This window comes from uncultured Draconibacterium sp. (assembly GCF_913060805.1).
Classification (GTDB): domain Bacteria; phylum Bacteroidota; class Bacteroidia; order Bacteroidales; family Prolixibacteraceae; genus Draconibacterium.
The window spans coordinates 108598-132620 of sequence record NZ_CAJXTC010000001.1 but is presented as its reverse complement, the minus strand read 5'-3'; the positions used below and the strand labels follow the sequence as shown (position 1 = coordinate 132620).

Here is a 24023-nt window from a genome sequence, read left to right as displayed (position 1 = left end):
AATTAAAACCAAAATGAAACGAATTGTATTTTTAGCAATGGTGCTGGTAAGTGCACTGGTAATTTCGTGTAACAACGGGGGAAATAACTCGCAACAACTACCATTTGGCCGTGGCGGCGGTAATGGCCCCGGAAACTTTGATCCGCAAGCTATGGTAGATCGCCAGATTGCAGACATGGATGAAAGACTGGATTTAAGCGACGATCAGGAAGATAAGATCCGCGAAATTATGGAAGAGAACTTTGAGAATATGGCTGCTATGCGCGAAGAAATGCAAAACAGCGGTGGCGGTTTTGAAGGAATGCGCGAGCAAATGCAAAAAGTACGCGAAGAGCAAGACAATAAAATGAAGGAAGTTCTTTCGGAAGGCCAGTGGGAAGAATACCAGGTAATGCAGGAAGAAAGAAGACAAATGCGCGGCCAGGGAAGACCGCCACAGAATTAATGATGCAGGTCATCTCGTTTTCTCCGCATTCAATATATAAACGAATAAGAAGGGTAAAATAAAATAGGATCGTAGGGTACAGTTAAAGACAAAAAAGGAGTCATCTGATTTTCAAATGACTCCTTCTCTATTATTGATTGTAGAATTATATTCCTAACATCAGCTCTCCGGCGTCTTTTCCACCGGTGAATAACAGCTCCGGATTTTCGAGCAATTCTTTCAGTTTAACAAGGAAACCTACCGAATCTTTACCATCGATAATGCGGTGATCATACGACAAGGCCACATACATCATTGGGCGAATTACTACCTGACCGTTAACAGCCACCGGACGTTCAACAATATTGTGCATTCCCAAAATACCCGACTGCGGAGGATTAAGGATTGGCGTTGACAACAGGGAGCCAAATACGCCACCATTGGTAATGGTAAATGTTCCGCCCTGCAATTCTTCCACCGAAATCTTTTTGTTACGCGCTTTTGCTGCCAGTTCTTTAATTTCCAGCTCAATTGCCGGAATTGTTTTACTTTCGGCATTGCGCACAATTGGCACCATCAAACCTTTTGGTGTTGATACCGCAATTCCAACGTCAACAAACTGAGGCATTACAATTTCATCGCCATCGATTTGTGCATTCACCATCGGATGAAAATCCATCGCGGTTGCAACAGCCTTGGTAAAAAACGACATAAATCCAACTTTAAATCCGTGTGTATCCACAAATTTTTGCTGATACTTTTTACGCATATCCATCACATAACTCATGTCGATCTCGTTGAAAGTGGTTAGCATAGCCGTTTCGTTTTTCACAGAAACGAGGCGTGCACTTAACTTTCTGCGCAGGCTCGACATACGCTGACGTTCTTCGTCGCGTGTAGCCTCCTTTTGCGGAATGGCGGCAGCAGCTGCCTGCGGTGCATTTACCACAGCTTCCACTTCTTTTTTGCCTAATCGTTTCAGGCCATTTATTACATCGTCAACCGAAAGTCCATGATCTTTCATCATTTCCTTCGCCACCGACGTAACTTTTACTTTATCGTGTTCTGATGATTCTTCCACTGCCGGTTTTTCTTCAGCAGCTTTGGCTTTTGGCGCTTCCGCCTCAGGAGCTTTTTCTGCCTCCTTAGGTTTTTCTGCAGCAGCCGGTGCTTCCACGCTTGTATCAATGGTACAAACAACAGCTCCAACTTCTACGGCTTCACCTTCTTCTGCTTTAATCTCTATTTTACCGCCTTCGCTGGCAACAATGGTCAGTGTGGCTTTGTCCGATTCAACTTCGGCTATTTCCTGATCTTTGGCAACAACGGCTCCGTCTTCAACAAGCCAACTGCCAATTTCAACTTCGGTTATGGATTCTCCCGGACTGGGAACTTTGATTTCAATAATCATATTTTGGTTTTTTATGACGCTACAACTTCTTTTTGTTTAAAAATAGATTCCAGAATCTGGTCGAGGCCTTTTTTGTGTTTTTCCATCAGTCCAACAGCAGGGCTGGCACTTTCCGGACGGGCAACAACTTTAAATCCAAGGCAATCTAACTTGCGATTGATAAACGGCCAGGCCCCCATGTTTTCAGGTTCATCCTGCGCCCAAATCAACTCTGTCGATTTTGAATATTTACTCAATACTTCATTGATCTGCTTATTCGGAATCGGGTAAATTTGCTCCAAACGCACGATTGCCGTATTCGATATTCCGTGCTCGGTTTTGTATTTTGCCAGGTCGTAATACAAACGACCGGAAACAAAAACAACCTTTTCTACCAAATCGGGGTCTGCAACCGGATCGTCGATAATTTCATTAAAATGACCTTCTGCCAGGTCTTCAATGGTTGAATGCACCATTGGGTGACGCAACAAACTCTTAGGCGTAAAAACCACCAGCGGCAAACGCATTTTCATTTTCACCTGGCGGCGCAATAAGTGGAACATATTGGCCGGCGTAGTTGGCATTACCACCTGAATGTTGTTATTTGCCGAAAGCTCAAGGAAACGTTCCAGTCTTGCCGACGAGTGTTCCGGTCCCTGCCCCTCAAAACCATGTGGTAGCAACAGGGTCAGGTTATTCATCAATCCCCATTTTTCGAAGGCCGAAGTAATGTACTGATCGACGATTACCTGTGCCACATTATGGAAATCGCCAAACTGAGCCTCCCAAATGGTTAGTCCGTTTGGTTCCGACAATGCATAACCATATTCAAATCCCATTACGGCATATTCCGACAGCGGCGAGTTATACACTTTAAAACGTGCCTGATCTTCCGACACATGTTTCAGCGGGAAATATTTATCTTCCGATCCTTCGATTACAAAAGCTGCATGACGGTGAGCAAAAGTTCCGCGCTCAGTATCCTGGCCGCTTAAACGCACCGGATGACCTTCGGCAACCAATGTTCCGTAGGCCAGCAACTCTCCCATCGCCCAATCCAAACGGTTATCGTGAATCATCATTTTCCTGTCGGAAATAATTCGATTTACCTTTTTAAAGAATGGAAGATCGGTAGGCAGCGTATATATCTTTTCAGCTACATTTCTGATTGTATCTTCTCCAACACCTGTTTCAACTGGCTCGTTAAAGTTGGCTTTCGAAGGCATTTCGTATTGTTCGTACTCCTTCACAAGGAATTTCCGGATCTGTAGCTTTTCAATTTTCTCCGACTCCTTGTATTTACCTTCCAAAAACTGGTCGAACTCGCGAACTTTTTCCCGCGATTCTTCGTGGGTCATAATTCCCAGTTCATTCAATCGGTCGGCATAAATATCGCGCGGATTTTTATGTTTTGAAATGGCTTTGTACAACATCGGCTGTGTAAAACGCGGCTCATCACCTTCGTTGTGTCCGTATTTTCGGTAACACAGAATATCGATAAACACATCAGAATTAAATTTCTGACGGAATTCCATAGCCAGTTTAATTGTCCATACCAAAGCCTCAACATCGTCGCCATTTACATGGAATACGGGTGAACGCGTTACTTTGGCCACGTCGGTACAATAAGTACTCGATCGTGCCTCGAGATATGGCGTTGTAAATCCAACCTGGTTGTTGATTACCAAATGAATCGTTCCACCGGTTTTATACCCCGGCAACTGCGCCATTTGAACGGTTTCGTATACCACTCCCTGCGTTGCAATTGCCGCATCGCCATGAATAATAATGGCCGCTGCCTTGTCGTAATCACGTTGGTATTCGTATTCAATCTGCGAACGAACCATTCCCTCAACAATCGGAGCAACCGTCTCCAGATGCGATGGGTTTGGAACCAGTTTCAATTTTACCTTTTTACCAAGGTCGGTTACCACTTCGTTTTCGTAACCGAGGTGATATTTTACGTCACCCTGTGCAATATCGTCTTCGTATTCGGTTCCGTAAAACTCCTTAAAAATATTTTGATAAGGCTTTTCCAGGATGTTTGCCAAAATGTTTAAACGCCCGCGGTGCGCCATTCCCATAATAAATTCTTCCATGCCCAATTCGGCACCACGTTCAATAACAGCATCGAGAGCCGGAATTATTGCTTCCGCTCCTTCCAACGAAAATCGCTTTTGCCCAACGAACTTTTTGTGGATAAAATTTTCGAATCCAACCGCCAGCTTCAAATGGTAGAAAAAGTGCTTCCGCTTTTCTTCAGTGTACTCTTCCGAGTTTTGAGTACTTTCCATTCGCTCGCGCAACCATTGCACAACCTCCGGATGCCGCATGTAAACATATTCAACACCAATCGACCGGCAATAAGTGGCCTCAAGATGTGCTATAATATCTTTTAGTTTTGCTGCACCGATTCCAATTTCGTTACCGGCCTGAAATGTTTTCTCCAGGTCAGCTTTTTCCAAGCCGAAATTCTCAATATCAAGCGTTGGAGAGTACGTACGACGTGCACGAACGGGATTGGTTTTGGTGAACAGGTGTCCACGCTGACGATAGCCATGAATGAGATTTAGAATGGCAAATTCTTTATCGATATTGTCGAGTTTAATCCCCGACGGTTTCTCAGGGTATTGCTTTCGGGCCAGTTCAAAACCCGAAAAAAACTGTTGCCAGCTCTTATCCACCGATTCCGGATCTTCAAGATAAGACTGGTATAGGTTCTCAATCGCCTCGAGTTCCTGGTTTCCCACAGACGAAAATTTATCCATAGTTGATTTTTAATTAACTTTTATATGATATTCAAGAAACAATGCAGTTTTTTTATTGTTTACCTGCTTTCATAGTTTTTTCCTATCAAAATTAAGCTTTCCTGATGATTTTTAAGCACGCACAGCCATTTTGGTTTTGAGAAATAATGTGAATGGCTATTTTTGCTGAAAATTTACGACAATGATTCAAAGAATTCAGACCTTGTTTATACTGGCGGCCGGCATGTTGATCGGTTCGTTATACCTACAGAAATTTGCAGACATCATCGTTAACGATCAGCTGCATATTTTCAATGCTTTTGGAATTTTTAAAGACGAAGAGTTGCTTTTTAGCGGTTTGCCGCTAATGATCCTGATTGGCATTATCGCGGTGCTTCATTTGGTGGCATTGTTTTTATACAAAAAACGGATACTCCAGATTCGTATTCTTGCATTTACAATGATACTGATGCTGGGGCTTTTCGGACTGTTCTTTTATTTCACCTACGCCAGTTTCGAGGAAGTGAAAGTGGCCTTTAAAGTTGCTGTTGCCCTGCCAATTGCATCTGTAATTCTGGATTGGCTGGCTATTCGCGCCATTGGTAAAGACGAAGCTTTGGTAAGAAGTCTGGATCGAATAAGATAGAAAAGAATGATGAATATCGATTAACGAATTTTGATTAGCGAAGTATCGAAGCAAAATCAAAATTCGTATTTAGAGACTTCTAAAATCATAATTCGTTAATCATCATTCGAAATTCAAATCCTTAAAGTTCGAAATATGCAAGCAATGCTATTCGCCGCCGGTTTGGGCACTCGTTTAAAAGACGAAACGGCCGATAAACCAAAAGCTTTGGTTGAAGTTGGCGGGAAACCGTTGTTGCAGCGCGCCATCGAGAAACTGAGTGCCGAAGGAGCAACGAGAATTGTTGTTAACGTTCATCACTTTGCTCCTCAGGTAATTGATTTTATTAAAAGTAAAAACTGGGGTGTTCCGGTTCTAATCTCAGACGAAAGCGACAAACTTTTGGAAACAGGTGGCGGATTAAAATTTGCCAAACACCTTTTTTCTCCCGACGAACCGATACTTATTTATAATGTAGATATTCTGAGCAGCATTAACCTGCAGGACGTTTTTGCGGAGCATACCAAATCAGAAGCGATTGCAACTTTAGTTGTTCGGCAACGTGAAACTCAGCGATATTTCAAGTTCGATTCAGAGCATAACCTTGTGGGCTGGATCAATAAAAAAACAGGCGAAACAAAAATTTCGCGGCCTGAAAATTTCCAGGAAGCGAAGGAAATGGCTTTTAGCGGAATACACATTGTAGAGCCGGAGATCTTTGATTTTATGCCCGAAGAAGATCGTTTTTCAATCATTCAGGGTTACCTCGAACTGGCAAAAACTAAAAGCATAAAAGGCTACTTCGACACTTCTGAAATGTGGATGGATGTTGGGAAACCTGCTCAGCTAGAGGAAGCAAGGGAGTTATTCAAATAGGTGTCATTTCGATCCGTCAACTGACGGAGAGAAATCTTTAACCAACTGCAGAAAAGATACAGATTTCTCAGTCGTGCCTCCTTCGAAATGACAAAGACTACTTCAGTAACTTATAATTCCGGTACTCAAATAAACGCACCCCAAATAACTTTTCGATGCGATATAATAAGCGGTACTTAAATTTCATTTGAATTTTATCGGTATCCACCTTAACCTCCCAGTTTAATCGTTTGATTCTGTCTTGCATAACTTTGGGCTGTGTTCCTTCAAAACGGGTAAGCGCATCGTATTCTGCACCATAGTTAAATTCCTGTTCCGATGCTTTTTTTTGTGCTTCTTCCTCAGATATTCCGTGGTAAAATGCTTTTACCGAATCAACCTTTTCCTGCATAAATTTTGGATGGCGCACCCAACCATAATGATAAATTTCAGCATCAACCGGAACCACTTTTAACTTCTCATCGTTTTTCCGAAATCCCTGCGCATCTTTATACGAACGAATGGATTTATCATTCCGGATTACCCGAATCTCGTTACGGTACCAGTGTCGGCAATCGCCCACATAATCGTAAGTCCCGTAAAAATGCCGGTAGCGGAACAACAGGCCTTCAACTTCCTTTCGTTCGAGGTTGTTTTCCATGGCATTTTTAATTACCGGCAAATATTTTTCATGCACCACCTCATCGCCCTGAATGTAAAAACACCAGTCGTATTCATCAGGAATAGCATCCAAAGCTTTATTGGTTTCGTCGGCATAAACAAAGCCACCTTCACGCAGCTTGTCATCCCAAACCGTGTCAACAACACTGATCTTTTCCGGATCGATGTCTTCAATAATTTTTCGGGTGTTGTCTTCCGATTTTCCAACGGCAACCACAAAATGATCGCAAATGGGCAAAACAGAAGTTATTGCTTCAATAATCGGGAAATCAAACTTTTCGGCATTTCGGATAAATGTAAAACCACAAACTTTCACTGGATAGAATTTTCTGATTGAATAAGAGAGATTTTAAGTCAATAACGACCGAACCGAAAACGCAAAAGCATCGTTTTCATTACTCGGGATGATCGGATATTTATCTTTTATTTCGTGTGGCGAGTTGTCGGTTAAAAACGAGTGCATGGTAAATTCCAGCAAATCAAAATCGTTGTAATCGTTCCCCAGCCCCATAGTTTCGTCTTTCGAAATTCCCAATCGCTTGCATATTTCATTCACACCATTTCCTTTCGATACCGAATGATGAAACACCTCAATCCATATAAACCCCGGCGTAATTGGCGACGATGCACGAATAACCCGGATCTCGGGACACAAGGCTTCAATCTCCTTTTTCAGACGATTAAACCGCTCTTCGTCCTGCTTAATAATGATCAGGAACTGGCACAATTCACCTTTTGGCAAATCGTCGGTTTTTAAAGCTTCGGCATGCGCTACATTAAATTTAAAGTAACGTTCAAACTCCTCGCAATCGTCCTTCCCGCGGTAATAATAATGTTTGTGATTATCAGGAACCGGGTAAAAAGCATGAAAATTTACATCTTGCTTAACGAAATGAGTAAGCAGTTTTTTTGCCGATGACACTTTTATATTCTGGTTGGCAATTAGTTCCTTTTTTTGCCAGTTGTAGACTCCGGCACCCGACGAAAACACCACATAATCGAAAGGCAGTTCGGGCTGCAACACATCTTTTACTTTCTGCAAATTCCGGCCCGTTGCCGCAACCCGAACGATCTGTTTCTCGCCCAGTTTGTGCAAAGCCTCAATATTTGCAGCACTAACGGTACGGTCGTTTTTCAGAAAAGTACCATCCAAATCAGTTGCAACCAGTTTTATATTCTTCATCTCCTTCAATTATCTCGATAAAATTAGACAAAAATCAATTATCTGAATATTCACGGCTTTAAATTTCCGTTAACCCTGTTCACCCCTTTTCCGCTTGTGTTCATCGAAATAATTTTAAGTGCGGAACTACTATGGCTACATTTGAGTATTGTTTTATATTTGTGGCTTATTCTAAAAACAGATAATCAGCAAAATAATGAGAATTGCACTAATTGGCTACGGGAGAATGGGAAAGGAAATTGAGAAAATCGCGGTGTCACGCGGTCACGAAATTGGCCTCACCATCGATCTCGATAATCAAAACGACCTTACAGTAGAGAATCTCAAAAAATGCGATGTTGCCATTGAATTTACTATTCCTGCATCGGCAGTAAATAATTATAAATTGTGTTTCGAGGCGGGCATTCCCGTTGTTAGCGGAACAACCGGCTGGCTCGATAAAAAAGACGAAGTGTATAGCAAATGTGCCGAAACTGATGGTACATTTTTTTATGGAAGTAACTTTTCGGTGGGTGTAAACCTGTTTTTCGAGCTGAATAAAAAACTGGCGGAATTAATGGCGCCGCGTTCAGAATATGGTGTTGAAATGACAGAAGTTCACCACACAAAAAAACTGGATGCACCAAGCGGAACTGCAATCAGCTTGGCCGAAGATATCATTGAAAACCTGCCGGCAAAAGATGGTTGGGTGAATGATAAAACTCCTGCTGATAACGAAATGAATATAAAATCGGAGCGCGTTGGACAAGTACCCGGTATCCACACCGTAAAATACGAATCAGAAATCGACTTTATCGAGATCACGCACAGTGCAAAAAGTCGTACAGGTTTTGCATCGGGCGCCGTGTTGGCAGCCGAATATTGCCTTGATAACAAAGGCATTCTGACAATGAAAGACTTACTAAAATTATAAAATAAGAATTAATGATACGTTCGATCCTAACAAATAAGTGGTTTAAATTCATCACTGTAGGAATACTTTACTCGCTTTGGGTAATCTGGCTGGGAAGCTACCTTTGGTTTCTGGGACTGGCCATAATTTTCGACATCTACATTACCGAAAAAGTACATTGGGCATTTTGGAAAAAGAAAAACCCGCCTAACGGGAAACAAACCAAAGTTGTTGAATGGGTCGACGCTATTATTTTCGCGGTAATTGCGGCTACTTTTATTCGTATGTTTTTTATCGAAGCATACACCATTCCAACTTCGTCGATGGAAAAATCGATGTTGGTGGGCGATTACCTGTTTGTAAGTAAAACGGCTTACGGGCCTAAAACGCCAAACACACCGCTGTCGTTTCCGTTTGTGCACAATACCATGCCTATTGTTGGCGGAAAATCATACTCTGAAGCCATTCAGCGACCATACAAACGGCTGGCAGGTTTTACCGATGTAAAGAATAACGACGTTGTTGTTTTCCATTTTCCGGAAGGCGACACTGTAGCTTTGGGTGCACCTACGCAGAGTTACTACCAGTTGATTAGATCGTACGGACGAAACCGGGTTTGGAGCGATAAAAGACATTTTGGCGATATTATTTCGCGGCCGGTTGACAAACGCGAAAACTACATTAAACGATGTGTAGGAATTCCGGGCGACAAAATCGAAATTAAAATGGGTCAGTTGTACGTTAACGACGAAGAGCAGAAAAAATTCGACGGCGTTCAGTACAATTACCTGGTTGAAACCAACGGAACAGCCATTAACCCGAAAGCACTCGACCGACTGCACATTTCGGAAGCTGACCGTAATACTTTCTCGAGCAAACAATATTTATTGCCACTAACCGAAAAAGCAGCTGAACAAATTAAAGAATTTGCCAATGTTACTTCGGTTGAAAAAATGTTGGAAGAACCCGGAGACTGGGAACGTGCTATTTTCCCAACCGACGAGCGTTACCCCTGGAATGTTGACAATTTTGGTCCGCTAACAATTCCATCGAAAGGAGAAACCATCGATCTTACCGTTGATAATTTACCAATTTACGAACGGATAATCGACATTTACGAAGCGAACGATTTGGAAGTAAACGGCGATCAGATAAAAATTAACGGAGAAGTAGCCACAAGCTACACGTTTAAAATGGACTATTACTGGATGATGGGTGACAACCGCCACAACTCGGCCGACTCGCGCTACTGGGGTTTTGTGCCTGAAGATCACGTGGTTGGAAAAGCTAAATTTATCTGGCTTTCGCTGGATAAAGACAAGGGTTTCCCGGCCAACATCCGATTTAACCGTCTGTTTACCAAAGTGCATTAACAATTAATACAAATTATATTCGTTTAAAGGATAGCAGGCAACTGTTATCCTTTTTTTATACTTTCGGAATTGATACTTGAAAACCATCAATTATGCAGTTAATCGTTGTAATTCTCCTGATTCTGGCCGTTTTGCTGGTAATTTTCACCCTGCAAAATGCCATGGACATCACCCTCAATATATTTTTCTGGGAAATAAAAGATGCTCCGCTGGTGCTGGTTTTATTAAGCTGTATTTTTCTGGGATATTTAATCTCGGCATTTTATTTTTATCCGCGCCTTTGGAAGGTTAAACGCGAATACAAACAAATGCTGAAATTCAACTCAGAACTGCAGGAATTGCATCAGATGGACAATCCACAAAAGCCGGAAGAAGAAAGCGATCCGGAAGGAATTGAGCTGGACGATGACGACGATTCTGACGATACTTTTTTTAAAGATTAAACATGGATAACAACGCACTTTTACTGAGCACTGCCTATTTTGCTCCGGTACACTTTTATACACGCTATTTACACCACTCGGAAGTTTACATCGAGCAATTCGAGAACTTCACCAAACAAACCTACCGCAACCGTTGCCAGATATTGGGAGGAAACGGGCCAATTTCGTTGGTTATTCCTGTGGTAAAAGGTCGCGGGCCAAAAGTGCTGATCAAGGATCTGCAAATATCCTACGACGAAAACTGGCAACACACCCACTGGCAAACCATTGTTTCTGCCTACAACTCGTCGCCGTATTTCGAGTATTACCAGGATGAATTGTATCCGTTTTTCGAGAGCAAAACCAAATACCTGCTCGACTATAACCAGCAAATACACGAGCAACTCTGCGATTTTTTCGAGATTGAAAATAAAATCCGCTTAACCGATGACTTTGAGCAAGTACCTGAAAACACCTTCAATTTGCGCGATGGAATCTCACCAAAACTGAAACACAATCCCGATACTGCATTTCAACCACAAACCTACACACAGGTGTTCTCGGAAAAATATGGATTCCAGCCAAATTTAAGCATCCTCGATCTGCTTTTTAACGAAGGGCCAAATGCTTACACCATTCTGTTACAAAGTATGCAGAAGAAATAATTATACCAATTATGAAAATGATTAAGCTATTTTGAATTATTTTCAAATTGGTTAAATGCCGATATATAAAAACAAAGTCATTGGGAGTGCGCGAACCAATGGCTTAATGTTTTTAATAATCGGTAGTGAAAGAAACAATCGCCCGCTTTTGCTGTTTTGGATTTTATGGGTAGAAAAAACAGTCAGATAAAAATCGGGATTTTCTTAATGATCTTTTCAGGGGTATTCTTTGCCGCCACATTGATCATTCCGTTTTTTGATTTGCCTACCAAAACCAAAGTGGCTGCATCAACAACCAGTTTTATACTGATGGAAGTTGTTTTTTGGGCCGGTGGTCTGTTGGTTGGGAAAGAACTGTTCACCAAATACAAAAAGCAATTAAACCCGGTAAACTGGTTTAAAAAGAAGGAACAAAACGGATAAAATTCTGAAATTTCCGCAGTGTAAAACCTCTTGAACTTTTCGTCTTCGGAGCACTCGAACATCTTGCATTTCATGCTGATTTTTTGTAACTTATGTCTTACACCAAAAATCTTTAGCCATGAATATAAATGATTACATTTCGTTCGCCACAGCAAACCCGGTTTGCTCGTTGGCAACCTGCGAGGGCGACCAGCCACGGGTACGAACAGTTCTTATGTATTTTGCCGATAAAACAGGTTTTTATTTCGGTACACTCTCTCCAAAAGACATGTCGAAACAACTTCACCACAACCCAAAAGTTGAGATTTGTTTTTACAACAATCCAAAAGATTTGGCGCAGGCCAAACAAATGCGTTTAACAGGTACGGTTGAATTTGTATATGATCCGAAAATGATACATAAATTACACGAAGAACGCCTCTACCTGGACGATATCTCAGGTTATGATCTGGAGCCTATTAGCGAAATTTTTAAGGTTACTGCCGGCGATGTGCATTTTTGGACATTGAGCGATGTTATGAATGAAGAAAACGTGGAACACACAGTTTTCTGATTCTTATTCGCCCTGTTTATTCCCCATTTTGTGATAAAACCGGTTACCATATTCATGGATAAAGGTGTAAGCGTTGATGATAAATTCCAGGATAAATATCACGAAAATAAAAGCAGGTACAATTATACAACCTGATAACGAAGTGGAATATGTATCAAATTAAAGCTTGAATTATGGAAAACAATTTTAAAAGAAAACTGGGACATTCGGGTATTGAAGTAAGTGCCATGGGACTGGGCTGCTGGGCCATTGGAGGACCAACAAATCTTCAATCTTTGCCGCTTGGCTGGGGAAAAGTAGACGATGCGGAATCGATACGAGCCTTGAAAAAAGGAATTGAAATGGGCATCAATTTTATCGACACAGCCGATGTTTATGGTGCGGGCCATTCCGAGAAATTAATTTCGCAGGTCATTAAAGGCCGTCGCGATAAATTAGTGATTGCCACGAAATTTGGCATGGGTTATAATCCCAAAACGCGAGAAGCAGTAATGGGCACAAAAGTAACATCTGAATACACCCGAAAAGCGTTGGAAAGCAGTCTTGCGCGCCTGAAAACCGATTACATCGATTTATACCAGCTGCACATTGCCAATCTAAACCTCGAAGCTGCAGGACTTGTTCGCGACACGCTGGAAGACCTGGTACAAGAAGGAAAAATAAGAGGTTACGGTTGGAGCACCGACGATGAAGAACGTGCCGCTTTTTTCGCCGATGGAGATAACTGCATAGCCGTTCAGCACGAACTGAATGTATTTGTGGGCAACAAAAAAATCCTAAAACTCTGCAAAGACCGAAAGCTGGCCAGCATTAACCGCGGGCCACTGGCAATGGGCGTTCTTACCGGAAAATACAACGACCAATCCATCGTGGCCGATGATGACTGTCGCTCAATAATACATCTTTTGGGGGATGAATATTATATGTTCTTCGAAGAAGGAAAACCAAAGGCAACGCTTCTGAAAGAACTTGAAGCCATTGGCGATATTCTAAGAAGCGATGGCCGCACACTGGCACAGGGAGCCCTGTCGTGGATATGGGGTAAAAACAAACGAACCATTCCAATTCCGGGATTTAAAACAGTAGAACAGGTAGAAGAAAATGCCGGTGCTTTAGAGTTTGGGGCACTCACCGAAAGCCAAATGGGAGAAATAAAAGCAATTCTGAAAAAAGAGTTGGTTCATTGAATTCCAATTGATATATATATAAACACGTTCTAACAGTCAGAAAACGTTTATCAATAAGGTAAAAAAAAGGCTTCGAAAAAATCGAAGCCTTTTGTATCGTAGTTACAATATTTTAAAACCTAGCGTGAGTATAAACGATGTTGAATTTCCGTTAATCAAATCCGGATCATCGTAAATTTTGCTGGAGTGTTCCATGCGGGCATCAAGCGTAAAGAATAAAACATCAACACCCAAACCGTATTGCACCCCAAATAAATGCTTGTTAAAAAACTCATCGTGCAAATAAGGATCAAGCTCGTTGGGGTAATTGGCATCGGTTACAAAACTAAATACCGGTCCGGCCATAACCCGAAAATCGATCATAGAGCTTTTTACCAGTTTGTATCCTAAAAGAACAGGTACATCTACGTTTTTGTAATCGAAACCACCTGCTAAGCTAAGAGGTTCATACGACAGATCGCCACCTTTTTTACTAAAATAAACTTCGGGCTGAATATACAGCCGATTAAATCCAACGCGGCCAAATGCGCCCCAGTGTACTTTTGTAATAGCATCTGAACTCAGATCAAATTCCCCGTCAAGACTCATGTTTGAGTAATGCATACCGGCTTTCACCCCCAAGTCGAAAACTGGCTGGGCAAAACCAATTGATGCGATTAAAACAAAGAGAGAAGCAAAAAGTAGTCGTTTCATAACTATTGTGTTTTTGTTTAGTGTTTTGATTATAACGTTAAAATTCTGTTTCAAGTATACGGAGTTTTTATGAATATGCCCGAACCTTTTCGGCGGAAAATGAGGCACGAAAATTGCTAAATCAACTTACAAAACAAATTAACCATGAAAAAACGCCTACCATATCTGCTGATTTTAAGCATCCTTCTACTTTTTCAAAGCTGCTCGAGCCCCAAATACATTTATGATAAATCGAGTTACGAGCGACAAAAAGAATTGATTTCAACGCACGGAGGAAATGTTGTTGGTGAGATAATGGTGGGAATTGGAAGTGCTTTTGTTGGCGCGATGTTGGAATGCGAAGTAGAATATGTGCCCTCTGACCAACAATTTAAAAAGCTTAAGCTGATAAACCCAACAAACGACACGATTTACGTGAATATGTTGACTGATTTGGTTTGGGACAACCAAAATTACTGCGACTTCATGGATATTCGTATTCCTCCAAAATTGAACTGCAAAGTAATGGTTCCCATGCATGCCGCCTATAATCTGTATTTCAGCAATACACCGCAAAGCGATGATGATGAAATGATTGAAATTTTCACCACCGATGTAAAACGTTTCAGTCTTTACCCCGGAATGACACTGGAAGCCAACACCTCTTCCGAAGAAAAATAGTATCCGTGAAACACTCAAAACTCTTCCCCCATAACATTTTCAGGAAATCTCGTGTACAATTACAATTTGGGCAAGCTCTTACCCATTTGAGATTGTTAATAGCATGGTGATAAAACAAAAGTTTATTTTACTGTTTTTGATTGACTTAAGTTGTTATTTTCCTTAAATTGTAAATCATACAAGGAGGGGAAATGAAAATCTTAAAAAATAACGTAGGGACCGTTGTTGGCGTGGTTACTGTTCTAACATCGATAGTCCTGTTTTTTCCAATAGCATTTGATAATCAAAGACTTTACACGATTATTATCTACACATCGATAGCCATATTGCTTTTGCTATTGTTATTTCTGATTTGGGTGAATGTTTTTGCCACGAGTAAACACAAAAACCACTATCCCGATTAATTTCAGCACCTTATCCGAGGTACTTTTTAAACTCACGATAATCTTTAACTACCTTAAAATTCCGGGGCAATTTCGGAGTATGTTCTTTCACCTGCCAACCGGTTATAAACACCTTTTGGTGCTGATATAATTCTTTTAATTTCTCCAGGTAATTTTCCAGATCTTCTTTTTGAATCGGACTGATAAATGCGGTAAAAATAAAATCCAGCTCCACATGAGACCGAAGTTTTTCAAGATCGTCAAACGGCACAAACTGCCCCAAATAAATTACATTGTACCCCGCCGTTAAAGCCAGATACGAATAAAACAACAAACTCAGTTCGTGTAATTCCTCCTCAGGAAGATAAAGCAGAATGGTCTTTTGCTTCGTATTGGTAATTCCATGCGCATCAATAGCTGCAATAATCTTCTGGCGAATAAAACTGGTGATGTAATGTTCCTGCGCCGGGAAAATTGAACCAACCTGCCAGAAAGTGCCAATGCGCTCGAATAAGGCGAAGAAAATATTTTGCATGGCCTCTTCAAGACCGTATTTTTCAATAATCTCGTTAACCTGCGCTGTAAAACCAACATTATCAAAATTTACCATAAAAAGTAAAAGCTGATCGACATAACCTTCTTCAGACTTTTTTGTTTTTGCAACATCAAGCACGGTTTGTTTTATGTCGTCTTCTTGCCAGGCAGCAACTTTCGAAATTTTGTACCCATTGCGCACCAATAACGAAACATTCAACATTCGTTTCAAATCATCGTCGGTGTAATACCTAATATTTGTATCGGTTCGTTCAGGCTTCAGCAAATCATACCTTTTCTCCCAAATTCGTATGGTGTGCGCCTTAATACCCGATAAGGTCTCCAAATCTTTTATTGAATATCCTTCTGTTTTCATTTCTCTGGAAATTATGTTGTCATGCGTATATAAACTATCTTAACAACATCGGCAACAGGTTTTTTGTTTAAGCTTAAAACTACAAATAATAAACAAAATTATAATATATTGCTGCATAAATTAATTTTTAAAAGAATGTAGATTGAATGCTTCAGCATTTTAAATTTTATGTCATTTTTGTAAGAAATTGCACACTATGTTAAAACGAACTTTATTTCTCGCCCTGTTTTTCGTGGCAGGTTTACTCTCTGTTCATGCTCAGAAATACGCCATTGTTATTCACGGAGGAGCCGGCGTTATGTCGAAAGACAAAATGAATGAAGAGGCCCGCGCCGAGTACAAAGCCAAGTTGAACGAAGCGCTTGAGTTAGGCGAACAAATGCTAAAAGATGGCGCTGCAGCTACCGATGTTGTGGTGAAAGTTATTAACGTGATGGAAAACTCGCCGCTTTTTAATGCCGGCAAAGGAGCCGTATTTACACACGACGGAGTAAACGAGCTGGATGCCTCCATAATGGAAGGCAAAAGACTAAATGCCGGAGCTGTTGCCGGTGTGCAGGATATTAAAAACCCGATAAATGCGGCACGCGAAGTGATGGTAAACTCGGAACATGTAATGCTGAGCGGCAAAGGGGCATCGGAGTTTGCCAAACAACAGGGACTTGAAATCGTTCCCAATAAATATTTTTATACCGAGCGCCGTTACCAGTCGCTGCAAAGTTTATTGAAACACGAACGCGAGCGTACTCAAAAAGACAATACCGGAACGGTTGGATGTGCTGTTCTCGATACGTACGGAAATTTGTGCGCGGGAACATCAACCGGCGGAATGACCAACAAAAAATTTGGCCGAATTGGCGACTCTCCAATTATTGGAGCGGGCACTTACGCCAACAATAAAACATGCGCTGTTTCGTGCACCGGTCATGGCGAATATTACATTCGGCTGGGTTTTGCACGCGATATTTCGGCTATGATGGAATACCAAAACCTGAGTGTTACTGAAGCCTGTAAAAAAGAAATCGACAAACTGAGCGAACTTGAAGGCACCGGCGGCGTTATTGGTGTTGATGCTGATGGTAATATTGCCATGGAATTTAACACCAGCGGAATGTTTCGCGGTTACATAAAATCAAGCGGCGAAAAAGAAATTGCTATTTTTAAAAACGAATAAAAACTGTTGTCCCAACAAAATAGACACAACGAAAAACCGGCATGAAGTTTCTTTATCCAACATTTTTGTTTGCACTACTGGCAGTTGCCATTCCAATTTTGATACACTTGTTTAGCTTCAAGCGCTACAAAACCGTGTATTTTAGCAACGTCAGTTTTTTAAAGGACATCAAAAAAGAATCGAAAAAAAAATCGAGACTAAAACAATTACTCCTTCTTGCCGCACGAATTCTTACCCTAATTTTCCTGGTTTTTGCGTTTGCCCAACCGTTTATTCCTACCAACAACGATGCCCAGAAACAAAGCAAACAGTTGGTAGCCGTTTACATCGACAATTCATTTTCGATGAATGCGCTCTCGGAACAGGGACAGCTACTGGAAGTGGCGCGCAACAAAGCCCTCGAAATTTGTATGGCCTACCCTCCCGGAACAAAATTCAGGTTATTTACCAACGATTTAAATCCGAAACACCAGCATATTTTTAATAAGGAACAGTTTATTCAGCAGGTTTCAGGAATTCAGGCCAGCCCGACCGTGGTGCCGCTCTCGATTATTTACAACCGCTTTGCCAGCGAAATGGACGAAAACGAAGCTGATAAAAACCTGTACTTTATTTCCGATTTTCAGCGCAGTATTACCGACATCGATAATTTCTCGGACAACGGAATTTTCAGCTATTACCTGCCGTTGGTTCCTAACGAAGTTGCCAATCTTTATATCGATTCGTGCTGGGTGGAATATCCGGCTCACCGTTTGGGACAGGAAGAAAATATGTTCGTGCGGATTAAAAACAGCTCAAACCAGAATTACCAAAATTTGCCTTTGAAGCTGTTTCTGAACGATTCGATAAAATCGATTACCAATTTCTCCGTTGTGGCGCAAAACGAAATTATTGCCAACCTGAAATACAACAATACAAGCAGTGGATCGCAATTGGGAAAAATTGAGATTACCGATTATCCGTTTACGCACGATAACAATTGGTACATCAGCTATTTTGTTGAGCCGAAATTAAAAGCACTGGCACTTTTCACCGATGCTGCCGATTCGCAGGAAGGCCTGAATTATTTACGCGCCTTATTCAATAATGACGATTACGTGGTGCTCGACGAAATGAACCGGCAAAACCTGCAAGCCAACCGATTGAGCGACTACAACACCATATTTTTGCTGAACATTGATAATTTCTCAAGCGGCCTGTTAAACGAGCTGGAATCTGTTGTAAGCGGCGGAACTTCAGTAGTTTTGTTTCCGAAATGGATAAATGACATGAGTGCCGCTAACCGATTGCTGGGAACTTTTGGAGCCAATCGGATGGCTCGTATCGATTCCACAAAACAAGATATTTCTGCAATTGATTACGAGAATAAGTTTTATGCCGATGTTTTTAAAAAGCGGGAAGAAAATCCGGTTTTGCCACAAGTTAATGGTCACTTCCGTTTTGCTCAAACCATGCAAACCGATGAACACACACTGCTGGCATTTCAAAATGGAGACAAAGCACTTTCGCAGCTTAATTACCAGGACGGCAAAGTGTGGGTATTTGCATTTCCGTTATCGCAAAAAAACGAGTCGTTTGCCCGCGATGTGTTGTTTGTACCAACGCTTTATAATATTGTTCTGAATAGTTTACCCAAGCAGGAAATGTCATTCATTGTTGGTAAAAACAGCTATATCAACCTTCCCAGAAACCTTACTGTTGATCTAAACTCGTCCATCGAAATCGAGCATGCCGGAACAGGCGATAAATTTATTCCTGTAAAAAATATAAACGGCAGAAATATACGCCTCGAGTTTGGCGAGCAAATAACTACCGACGGTCATTACCTGATTGAAAACGACGATAACACCATTGCATCAATGGCGTTTAATTACAATCGTTTAGAATCGGATTTGCGTTATTTCCAAACCAACGAAATCAACACCCGACTGCAAACCAATCAGCTAAGCAATGCAACGGTTATTGAAGAAGTTGACCGAAATTTTTCAGAAATATTCGACGACATTCAGAATGGTCGTCAACTATGGAAATGGTGTTTATTGCTGGCATTGTTCTTTATTCTTTGCGAGGTGCTCATCGCACGTTTCTGGAAATAGGAGAAACACTCATATCAGCCCAAATAGCTGATTTTTCTCACTGCTTTTTAACACCACCACTCCCGTTGCTTTTTCGGCGCAAAAATCGTATTTCTGCATTAAAATTAAACGACACACTATGACTAAATTAAGTTCTGCAGACTACATGGCCAAAGAGGATAAATTTGGCGCCCACAATTACCATCCGCTGCCGGTTGTGCTCTCGAAAGGCGAAGGCGTATTTGTATGGGATGTTGAGGGTAAAAGGTATTTCGATTTTCTTGCGGCGTATTCGGCTGTAAACCAGGGCCACTGTCACCCAAAAATTATTGATGCACTTACCGAACAAGCAAAAACGCTGGCATTAACATCGAGAGCATTTTATAACGACGTGCTGGGAGAATGGGAAGAGTATATGACCAAATTGTTTGGTTACGATAAAATGTTGCCGATGAACTCGGGTGCCGAAGCCGATGAAACAGCGTTAAAACTAATTCGCAAGTGGGCTTATAAAGTTAAAGGAATACCAAGCAACGAAGCCAAAATTGTGGTTTGCGACGGTAATTTCCACGGGCGCACCATCACCATCATTTCCATGTCGAGCGATCCGGATGCCTACAGTCACTACGGACCTTACACCCCGGGTTTTGTGAATATTCCGTACAACGATATTGATCGACTTGAAAAAGAGTTGCAGGATCCAAATGTGGCAGGGTTCCTTGTTGAGCCTATTCAAGCAGAAGCAGGCGTTTACGTTCCGGAAGACGGCTACCTGAAAAAAGCCAGTGAGTTGTGTAAAAAATATAATGTGTTGTTTGTGGCCGACGAAATCCAAACCGGGATTGCACGCACGGGAAAAATGCTGGCTTGCGATCATGAAGATGTTCGCCCCGATATTTTGGTGTTGGGGAAAGCTGTTTCGGGCGGAATTTACCCGGTATCGTGTGTACTGGCCGACGACGAAATTATGCTGACCATAAAACCCGGTGAGCATGGCAGCACTTACGGTGGAAACCCGATTGCAGGAAAAGTTGCCATGGCTGCGCTTGATGTAATTCAGGAAGAAGGACTGATAGAAAATGCAGAGCGACTGGGCAAAATATTCCGCGAAGAAATGCGTGCAATCGATTCTCCGTTGATTGAGATAGTACGCGGCAAAGGACTGTTAAATGCAGTCGCTATAAAACCAACCAACGGAAAAACAGCCTGGGATGTTTGTTTGGCGTTAAAAGAAAACGGACTGATTGCAAAGCCAACACACGAACATATCATTCGCTTTACACCTCCTTTGGTAATTACCGAAGAGCAATTAATGGAAGCGATTGAAATCATTAAAACTACTTTGAAAAAATTTGAAGTTTGATCCATAAAATAGTGATACTCTCACTCGGAGTGAGGGTATCACTATAACTATACTTTACAAACGAATCGCAAATTTCTTCAAACGCTCGTCAATCATTTCATCCGGGATAATTGTTTTAAACGCATCGCCAACGGCATTAATGATACGCTCTTTCACAAAGTTCTTATGAATAACTATCGACACCTCACGAATAGCCGGTGGATCTTTTATTTCACGTACATTTTTGCGTTGCTCATCGCTTAACAAAGGCAAATGCAATTCGGGTATTAAAGTATAGCCACCATTTAAATCAACAATTCGTACCAGCGTATCAATACTTCCGGCTTCAAAAATATGATTGTACGGCAGTTTGGTGGTACAGAAATTAAAAACCTGGTCGCGCAAACAGTGGCCTTCTTCCAGCACCCACAATTTCTCTTGTGGCATATTTGTAGGATTCAGCGGAACATCTTTCAGCGGATGATCGGCAGCGAAGTAGGCATAAAAGCGTTCGTAAAACAGAGGGATCTCCAAAAAGTCGGGTTCATCAAGCGGAGTAGCCGCAATAAACATATCTATCCGATCTTTTTTAAGCGTATCAATAAGCGTTGCCGTATTCATCTCCGATATGGTAAGTTGCACGGTTGGACAACTTTCGCCAAACGATTTAATAAACCGAGGCACCAAATAATTGGCCAAAGTTGGAATAACACCAACATGTAACGATCCACTTAAAGAATCGGTTTCATTCCATACCAATTCACCGATTTTCCGAATCTCTTTTATCGACCGTTCAGCCTGTTCTATAATCTTTTTGCCAAGTGCAGTTGGCTCTATCGGATGTTTCGACCGATCAAAAATATCAACTTCCAGCTCGGCTTCCAGCTTTTGTATCATCGTACTTAATGTGGGTTGCGTAACCCCGCATTGTTTCGATGCAGTTACAAAATGCCTGTATTTATTCACCGCCAGAATGTATTCCAATTGTTGCAATGTCATAATATTGATTTTATCAATACAAATATACATTTTATCTGTTTGATTAATACAATCACTCGCATTATGTTTGCAACAGAAATTTAAGAGAAACACAAATAAGTTAAATATTTAAAGAAAAAAACTATGTCACAAATTGGAAAACAAGTAGTAGATTTTGAAGTACAAGCATTTGCAAACAACGATTTCAAAACAGTAAAAAAAGAAGATGTATTGGGTAAATGGTCGATCTTTTTCTTCTACCCTGCCGACTTCACCTTCGTGTGTCCTACCGAATTGGAAGACCTGGCAAACAAGTACGCAGAATTTAAAGCTACCGGTGCCGAGATTTACTCGGTGTCAACTGATACACACTTTGTTCACAAAGCATGGCACGACACTTCAGAAACGATCAAAAAAATCAACTACCCGATGTTGGCCGATCCAACAGGCGTTTTGGCCCGCGGATTTGATGTAATGATTGAAGAAGCAGGTTTGGCCGAGCGCGGAACTTTTATTGTAAATCCACAAGGCGAGATTGTTGCTTACGAAGTTGTTGCCGGAAACGTTGGTAGAAATGCAGATGAGCTGCTTCGCCGTTTGAAAGCACTGCAGTTTGTTGCTGAGCACCCATCGGAAGTTTGTCCTGCAAAATGGGAAGAAGGACAGAAAACATTAGAGCCAAGCATCGACCTTGTTGGTGTGATCTAATAAACGTCTCAAAAAAAGAAACTTAAAAAATCAGGAGCAGCATTTTAGCTGCTCCTTCAACTTACCAAAGTCATGTTACAACAAGCCATAAAAGATAAATTACAAGAAGTTTTCAGCCCGCTAAAAAACAATTACACCTTTCAGGTTGCAGTTGCAAATTCTCATCCTGACAAAGCCCAGCTAATTGGCTTGTTGGATGACGTTTCATCAACATCCAAAAAAATTGATGTTACTGTAGAAAAAGGAACAGGGCTGGAATTTACCATCTTAAAAAACGATTTACCCACTAACATTATTTTTCGTGCAATACCAAACGGACACGAATTTCCATCGTTGCTAACCGCAATTTTAAACCTCGATGGCATTGGCAAAAACCTGCCAGACGAAGCGGTTGCCAACCAGATTAAAGGATTGAAAGGCGAGATTGTATTAAAAAGTTACATTTCGCTAACCTGTACCAACTGCCCTGAAGTGGTTCAGGCACTGAATGTTTTAACGCTGATAAATCCCAATATTCGTCACGAAATTGTTGACGGACAAATAAACAAGGAAGAAGTTGAAGCGTTAGGAATACAAGCTGTTCCAACGGTTTATGTCAATGGAGAACAATTACACGTTGGACGATCATCAATTGGAGAACTGCTGTCAAAACTGGAAGATAAAGTAGGATCAGAACCTCTTACAAGCGCACCCGTTGAAAAAGAATATGATGTTGTTGTCGTTGGCGGCGGACCTGCCGGTGTATCTGCTGCGGTTTATTCAGCACGAAAAGGATTTTCAGTGGCGCTGGTTGCCGAAAAAGTTGGCGGACAGCTAAACGAAACCGTTTCAATCGAAAATATGATTTCGATACCACAAACTACCGGTACAAAACTTTCGGCCGATTTAATGAGCCACTTAAAAGATTACCCGATCGATGTTCTTGAAAACCGTCGCGTTGAAAACGTCAGCGTAAAAGACGGACTGAAAGAAGTACAAACATCGCTGAACGAAACATTTAAAACTCCTGCCCTAATAATTGCCACAGGTGCCAGCTGGAGACGTTTGGGCGTTCCCGGTGAAAATGAATATATCGGTTCAGGAGTAGCTTTCTGCACACACTGCGACGGACCATTCTATAAAGGCAAAAAAGTAGTTGTCGTGGGTGGAGGAAACTCCGGGTTGGAAGCTGCCATCGACCTCTCCTCAATTGCATCGGAAGTTACCGTGCTTGAGTTTATGGATGAGCTAAAAGGCGACCAGGTTTTGCAAGACAAACTAAAGACATTACCGAATGTAAAAATTCAAACCAGTGCGCAAACTATGGCCATCAACGGCGATGGTAACAAAGTTATCGCATTGGAATACAAAAACAGAGAAACAGAAAAAACAGAAACAATTACTACTGATGGCGTATTTGTTCAGATCGGATTGCAAGCCAACAGTAAAGTATTCTCCGAAGTGGTTGATACCAACCGAATGGGAGAAATTGAGATCGACGCTCATTGCCGCACAAAACAAGCGGGAGTTTATGCTGCCGGAGATGTTTCGGTAGTTCCTTACAAACAAATCGTTATTGCCATGGGCGAAGGATCGAAAGCTGCCCTCTCAGCCTTTGAAGACAAGATTAAAAATAAATTGGTTCAGAATTAACAACTGATAATTAACAGTTATACATTTTCGTTTTTAATTTATCCCGGC

At 41.4% G+C, this 24023-nt stretch carries 23 protein-coding genes; 16 read left to right on the top strand and 7 right to left on the bottom strand.

Annotated elements, in window-relative coordinates; genetic code table 11:
- Window positions 1-13: 13 nt before the first annotated feature.
- Window positions 14-445 carry a hypothetical protein gene (locus QZ576_RS00555; RefSeq protein ID WP_297093318.1) on the top strand — a complete coding sequence of 144 codons (432 nt, stop codon included), beginning with the start codon at window positions 14-16 and terminating at the stop codon, window positions 443-445.
- Between the two features lie 145 nt (window positions 446-590).
- On the opposite strand, the gene odhB is transcribed toward QZ576_RS00555, so the two are convergent.
- Both odhB and QZ576_RS00545 read right to left on the bottom strand, forming a co-directional pair.
- On the bottom strand, window positions 591-1835 hold the full coding sequence (gene odhB / locus QZ576_RS00550) for a 2-oxoglutarate dehydrogenase complex dihydrolipoyllysine-residue succinyltransferase (RefSeq protein WP_297093317.1): 1245 nt from the start codon (window positions 1833-1835) through the stop codon (window positions 591-593).
- A gap of 11 nt (window positions 1836-1846) precedes the next feature.
- Entirely contained in the window at window positions 1847-4582 is a 2736-nt protein-coding gene (locus QZ576_RS00545) for a 2-oxoglutarate dehydrogenase E1 component (RefSeq protein WP_297093315.1), read from the bottom strand.
- Between the two features lie 181 nt (window positions 4583-4763).
- Between QZ576_RS00545 and QZ576_RS00540 the strand changes: the two genes are divergently transcribed.
- Both QZ576_RS00540 and QZ576_RS00535 read left to right on the top strand, forming a co-directional pair.
- The gene (locus QZ576_RS00540) at window positions 4764-5207 is read left to right on the top strand and encodes a DUF4293 domain-containing protein (protein WP_297093313.1); all 444 of its coding nucleotides are present in this window, start codon (window positions 4764-4766) and stop codon (window positions 5205-5207) included.
- 135 nt (window positions 5208-5342) lie between these two features.
- Window positions 5343-6062 (top strand): nucleotidyltransferase family protein, encoded by a 720-nt coding sequence (locus QZ576_RS00535; RefSeq protein ID WP_297093311.1) that lies wholly within the window; start codon window positions 5343-5345, stop codon window positions 6060-6062.
- Between the two features lie 97 nt (window positions 6063-6159).
- On the opposite strand, the gene QZ576_RS00530 is transcribed toward QZ576_RS00535, so the two are convergent.
- Entirely contained in the window at window positions 6160-7038 is an 879-nt protein-coding gene (locus QZ576_RS00530) for a hypothetical protein (protein ID WP_297093309.1), read from the bottom strand.
- A 33-nt stretch (window positions 7039-7071) separates the two neighbouring features.
- The gene (locus tag QZ576_RS00525) at window positions 7072-7905 is read right to left on the bottom strand and encodes an HAD-IIB family hydrolase (RefSeq protein WP_297093306.1); all 834 of its coding nucleotides are present in this window, start codon (window positions 7903-7905) and stop codon (window positions 7072-7074) included.
- Between the two features lie 196 nt (window positions 7906-8101).
- Between QZ576_RS00525 and dapB the strand changes: the two genes are divergently transcribed.
- The 7 genes from dapB to QZ576_RS00490 all read left to right on the top strand — a co-directional run bounded on the left by dapB (window position 8102) and on the right by QZ576_RS00490 (window position 13420).
- Entirely contained in the window at window positions 8102-8818 is a 717-nt protein-coding gene (dapB, locus tag QZ576_RS00520) for a 4-hydroxy-tetrahydrodipicolinate reductase (RefSeq protein ID WP_297093304.1), read from the top strand.
- 11 nt (window positions 8819-8829) lie between these two features.
- A complete protein-coding gene (lepB, locus tag QZ576_RS00515; protein WP_297093302.1) occupies window positions 8830-10170 on the top strand; it encodes a signal peptidase I in 1341 nt (446 codons plus the stop codon).
- A 92-nt stretch (window positions 10171-10262) separates the two neighbouring features.
- Entirely contained in the window at window positions 10263-10613 is a 351-nt protein-coding gene (locus QZ576_RS00510) for a lipopolysaccharide assembly LapA domain-containing protein (RefSeq protein WP_297093300.1), read from the top strand.
- A gap of 2 nt (window positions 10614-10615) precedes the next feature.
- Window positions 10616-11257, top strand: coding sequence for a WbqC family protein (locus tag QZ576_RS00505; protein WP_297093298.1), 642 nt, complete (start codon window positions 10616-10618; stop codon window positions 11255-11257).
- A gap of 165 nt (window positions 11258-11422) precedes the next feature.
- Window positions 11423-11680, top strand: a complete 258-nt coding sequence (locus tag QZ576_RS00500; RefSeq protein WP_297093296.1) for a transporter suffix domain-containing protein — start codon at window positions 11423-11425, stop codon at window positions 11678-11680.
- A 118-nt stretch (window positions 11681-11798) separates the two neighbouring features.
- Window positions 11799-12233 carry a pyridoxamine 5'-phosphate oxidase family protein gene (locus QZ576_RS00495; RefSeq protein WP_297093294.1) on the top strand — a complete coding sequence of 145 codons (435 nt, stop codon included), beginning with the start codon at window positions 11799-11801 and terminating at the stop codon, window positions 12231-12233.
- 173 nt (window positions 12234-12406) lie between these two features.
- A complete protein-coding gene (locus tag QZ576_RS00490) occupies window positions 12407-13420 on the top strand; it encodes an aldo/keto reductase (protein ID WP_297093291.1) in 1014 nt (337 codons plus the stop codon).
- Between the two features lie 102 nt (window positions 13421-13522).
- On the opposite strand, the gene QZ576_RS00485 is transcribed toward QZ576_RS00490, so the two are convergent.
- A complete protein-coding gene (locus QZ576_RS00485) occupies window positions 13523-14113 on the bottom strand; it encodes a porin family protein (protein WP_297093289.1) in 591 nt (196 codons plus the stop codon).
- A gap of 144 nt (window positions 14114-14257) precedes the next feature.
- On the opposite strand from QZ576_RS00485, the gene QZ576_RS00480 reads away from it, so the two are divergent.
- On the top strand, window positions 14258-14773 hold the full coding sequence (locus QZ576_RS00480; RefSeq protein ID WP_297093287.1) for a hypothetical protein: 516 nt from the start codon (window positions 14258-14260) through the stop codon (window positions 14771-14773).
- A 414-nt stretch (window positions 14774-15187) separates the two neighbouring features.
- On the opposite strand, the gene QZ576_RS00475 is transcribed toward QZ576_RS00480, so the two are convergent.
- Window positions 15188-16066: a MerR family transcriptional regulator gene (locus tag QZ576_RS00475; RefSeq protein WP_297093285.1), complete on the bottom strand. Its 879-nt coding sequence runs from the start codon at window positions 16064-16066 to the stop codon at window positions 15188-15190.
- Between the two features lie 196 nt (window positions 16067-16262).
- On the opposite strand from QZ576_RS00475, the gene QZ576_RS00470 reads away from it, so the two are divergent.
- The 3 genes from QZ576_RS00470 (at window position 16263) to rocD (ending at window position 20678) form a co-directional block, all read left to right on the top strand.
- Complete coding sequence (locus QZ576_RS00470) at window positions 16263-17240, top strand: isoaspartyl peptidase/L-asparaginase family protein (RefSeq protein ID WP_297093284.1); 978 nt, start codon at window positions 16263-16265, stop codon at window positions 17238-17240.
- A 41-nt stretch (window positions 17241-17281) separates the two neighbouring features.
- Window positions 17282-19336: a BatA domain-containing protein gene (locus QZ576_RS00465; RefSeq protein WP_297093283.1), complete on the top strand. Its 2055-nt coding sequence runs from the start codon at window positions 17282-17284 to the stop codon at window positions 19334-19336.
- A 118-nt stretch (window positions 19337-19454) separates the two neighbouring features.
- On the top strand, window positions 19455-20678 hold the full coding sequence (rocD, locus tag QZ576_RS00460) for an ornithine--oxo-acid transaminase (protein ID WP_297093280.1): 1224 nt from the start codon (window positions 19455-19457) through the stop codon (window positions 20676-20678).
- Between the two features lie 54 nt (window positions 20679-20732).
- On the opposite strand, the gene QZ576_RS00455 is transcribed toward rocD, so the two are convergent.
- A complete protein-coding gene (locus QZ576_RS00455) occupies window positions 20733-21656 on the bottom strand; it encodes a hydrogen peroxide-inducible genes activator (RefSeq protein ID WP_297093279.1) in 924 nt (307 codons plus the stop codon).
- Between the two features lie 123 nt (window positions 21657-21779).
- On the opposite strand from QZ576_RS00455, the gene ahpC reads away from it, so the two are divergent.
- Both ahpC and ahpF read left to right on the top strand, forming a co-directional pair.
- Complete coding sequence (gene ahpC / locus QZ576_RS00450; protein WP_297093277.1) at window positions 21780-22343, top strand: alkyl hydroperoxide reductase subunit C; 564 nt, start codon at window positions 21780-21782, stop codon at window positions 22341-22343.
- Window positions 22344-22415: 72 nt separating this feature from the next.
- Window positions 22416-23975, top strand: a complete 1560-nt coding sequence (gene ahpF, locus QZ576_RS00445) for an alkyl hydroperoxide reductase subunit F (protein ID WP_297093275.1) — start codon at window positions 22416-22418, stop codon at window positions 23973-23975.
- Window positions 23976-24023 lie beyond the last annotated feature (48 nt).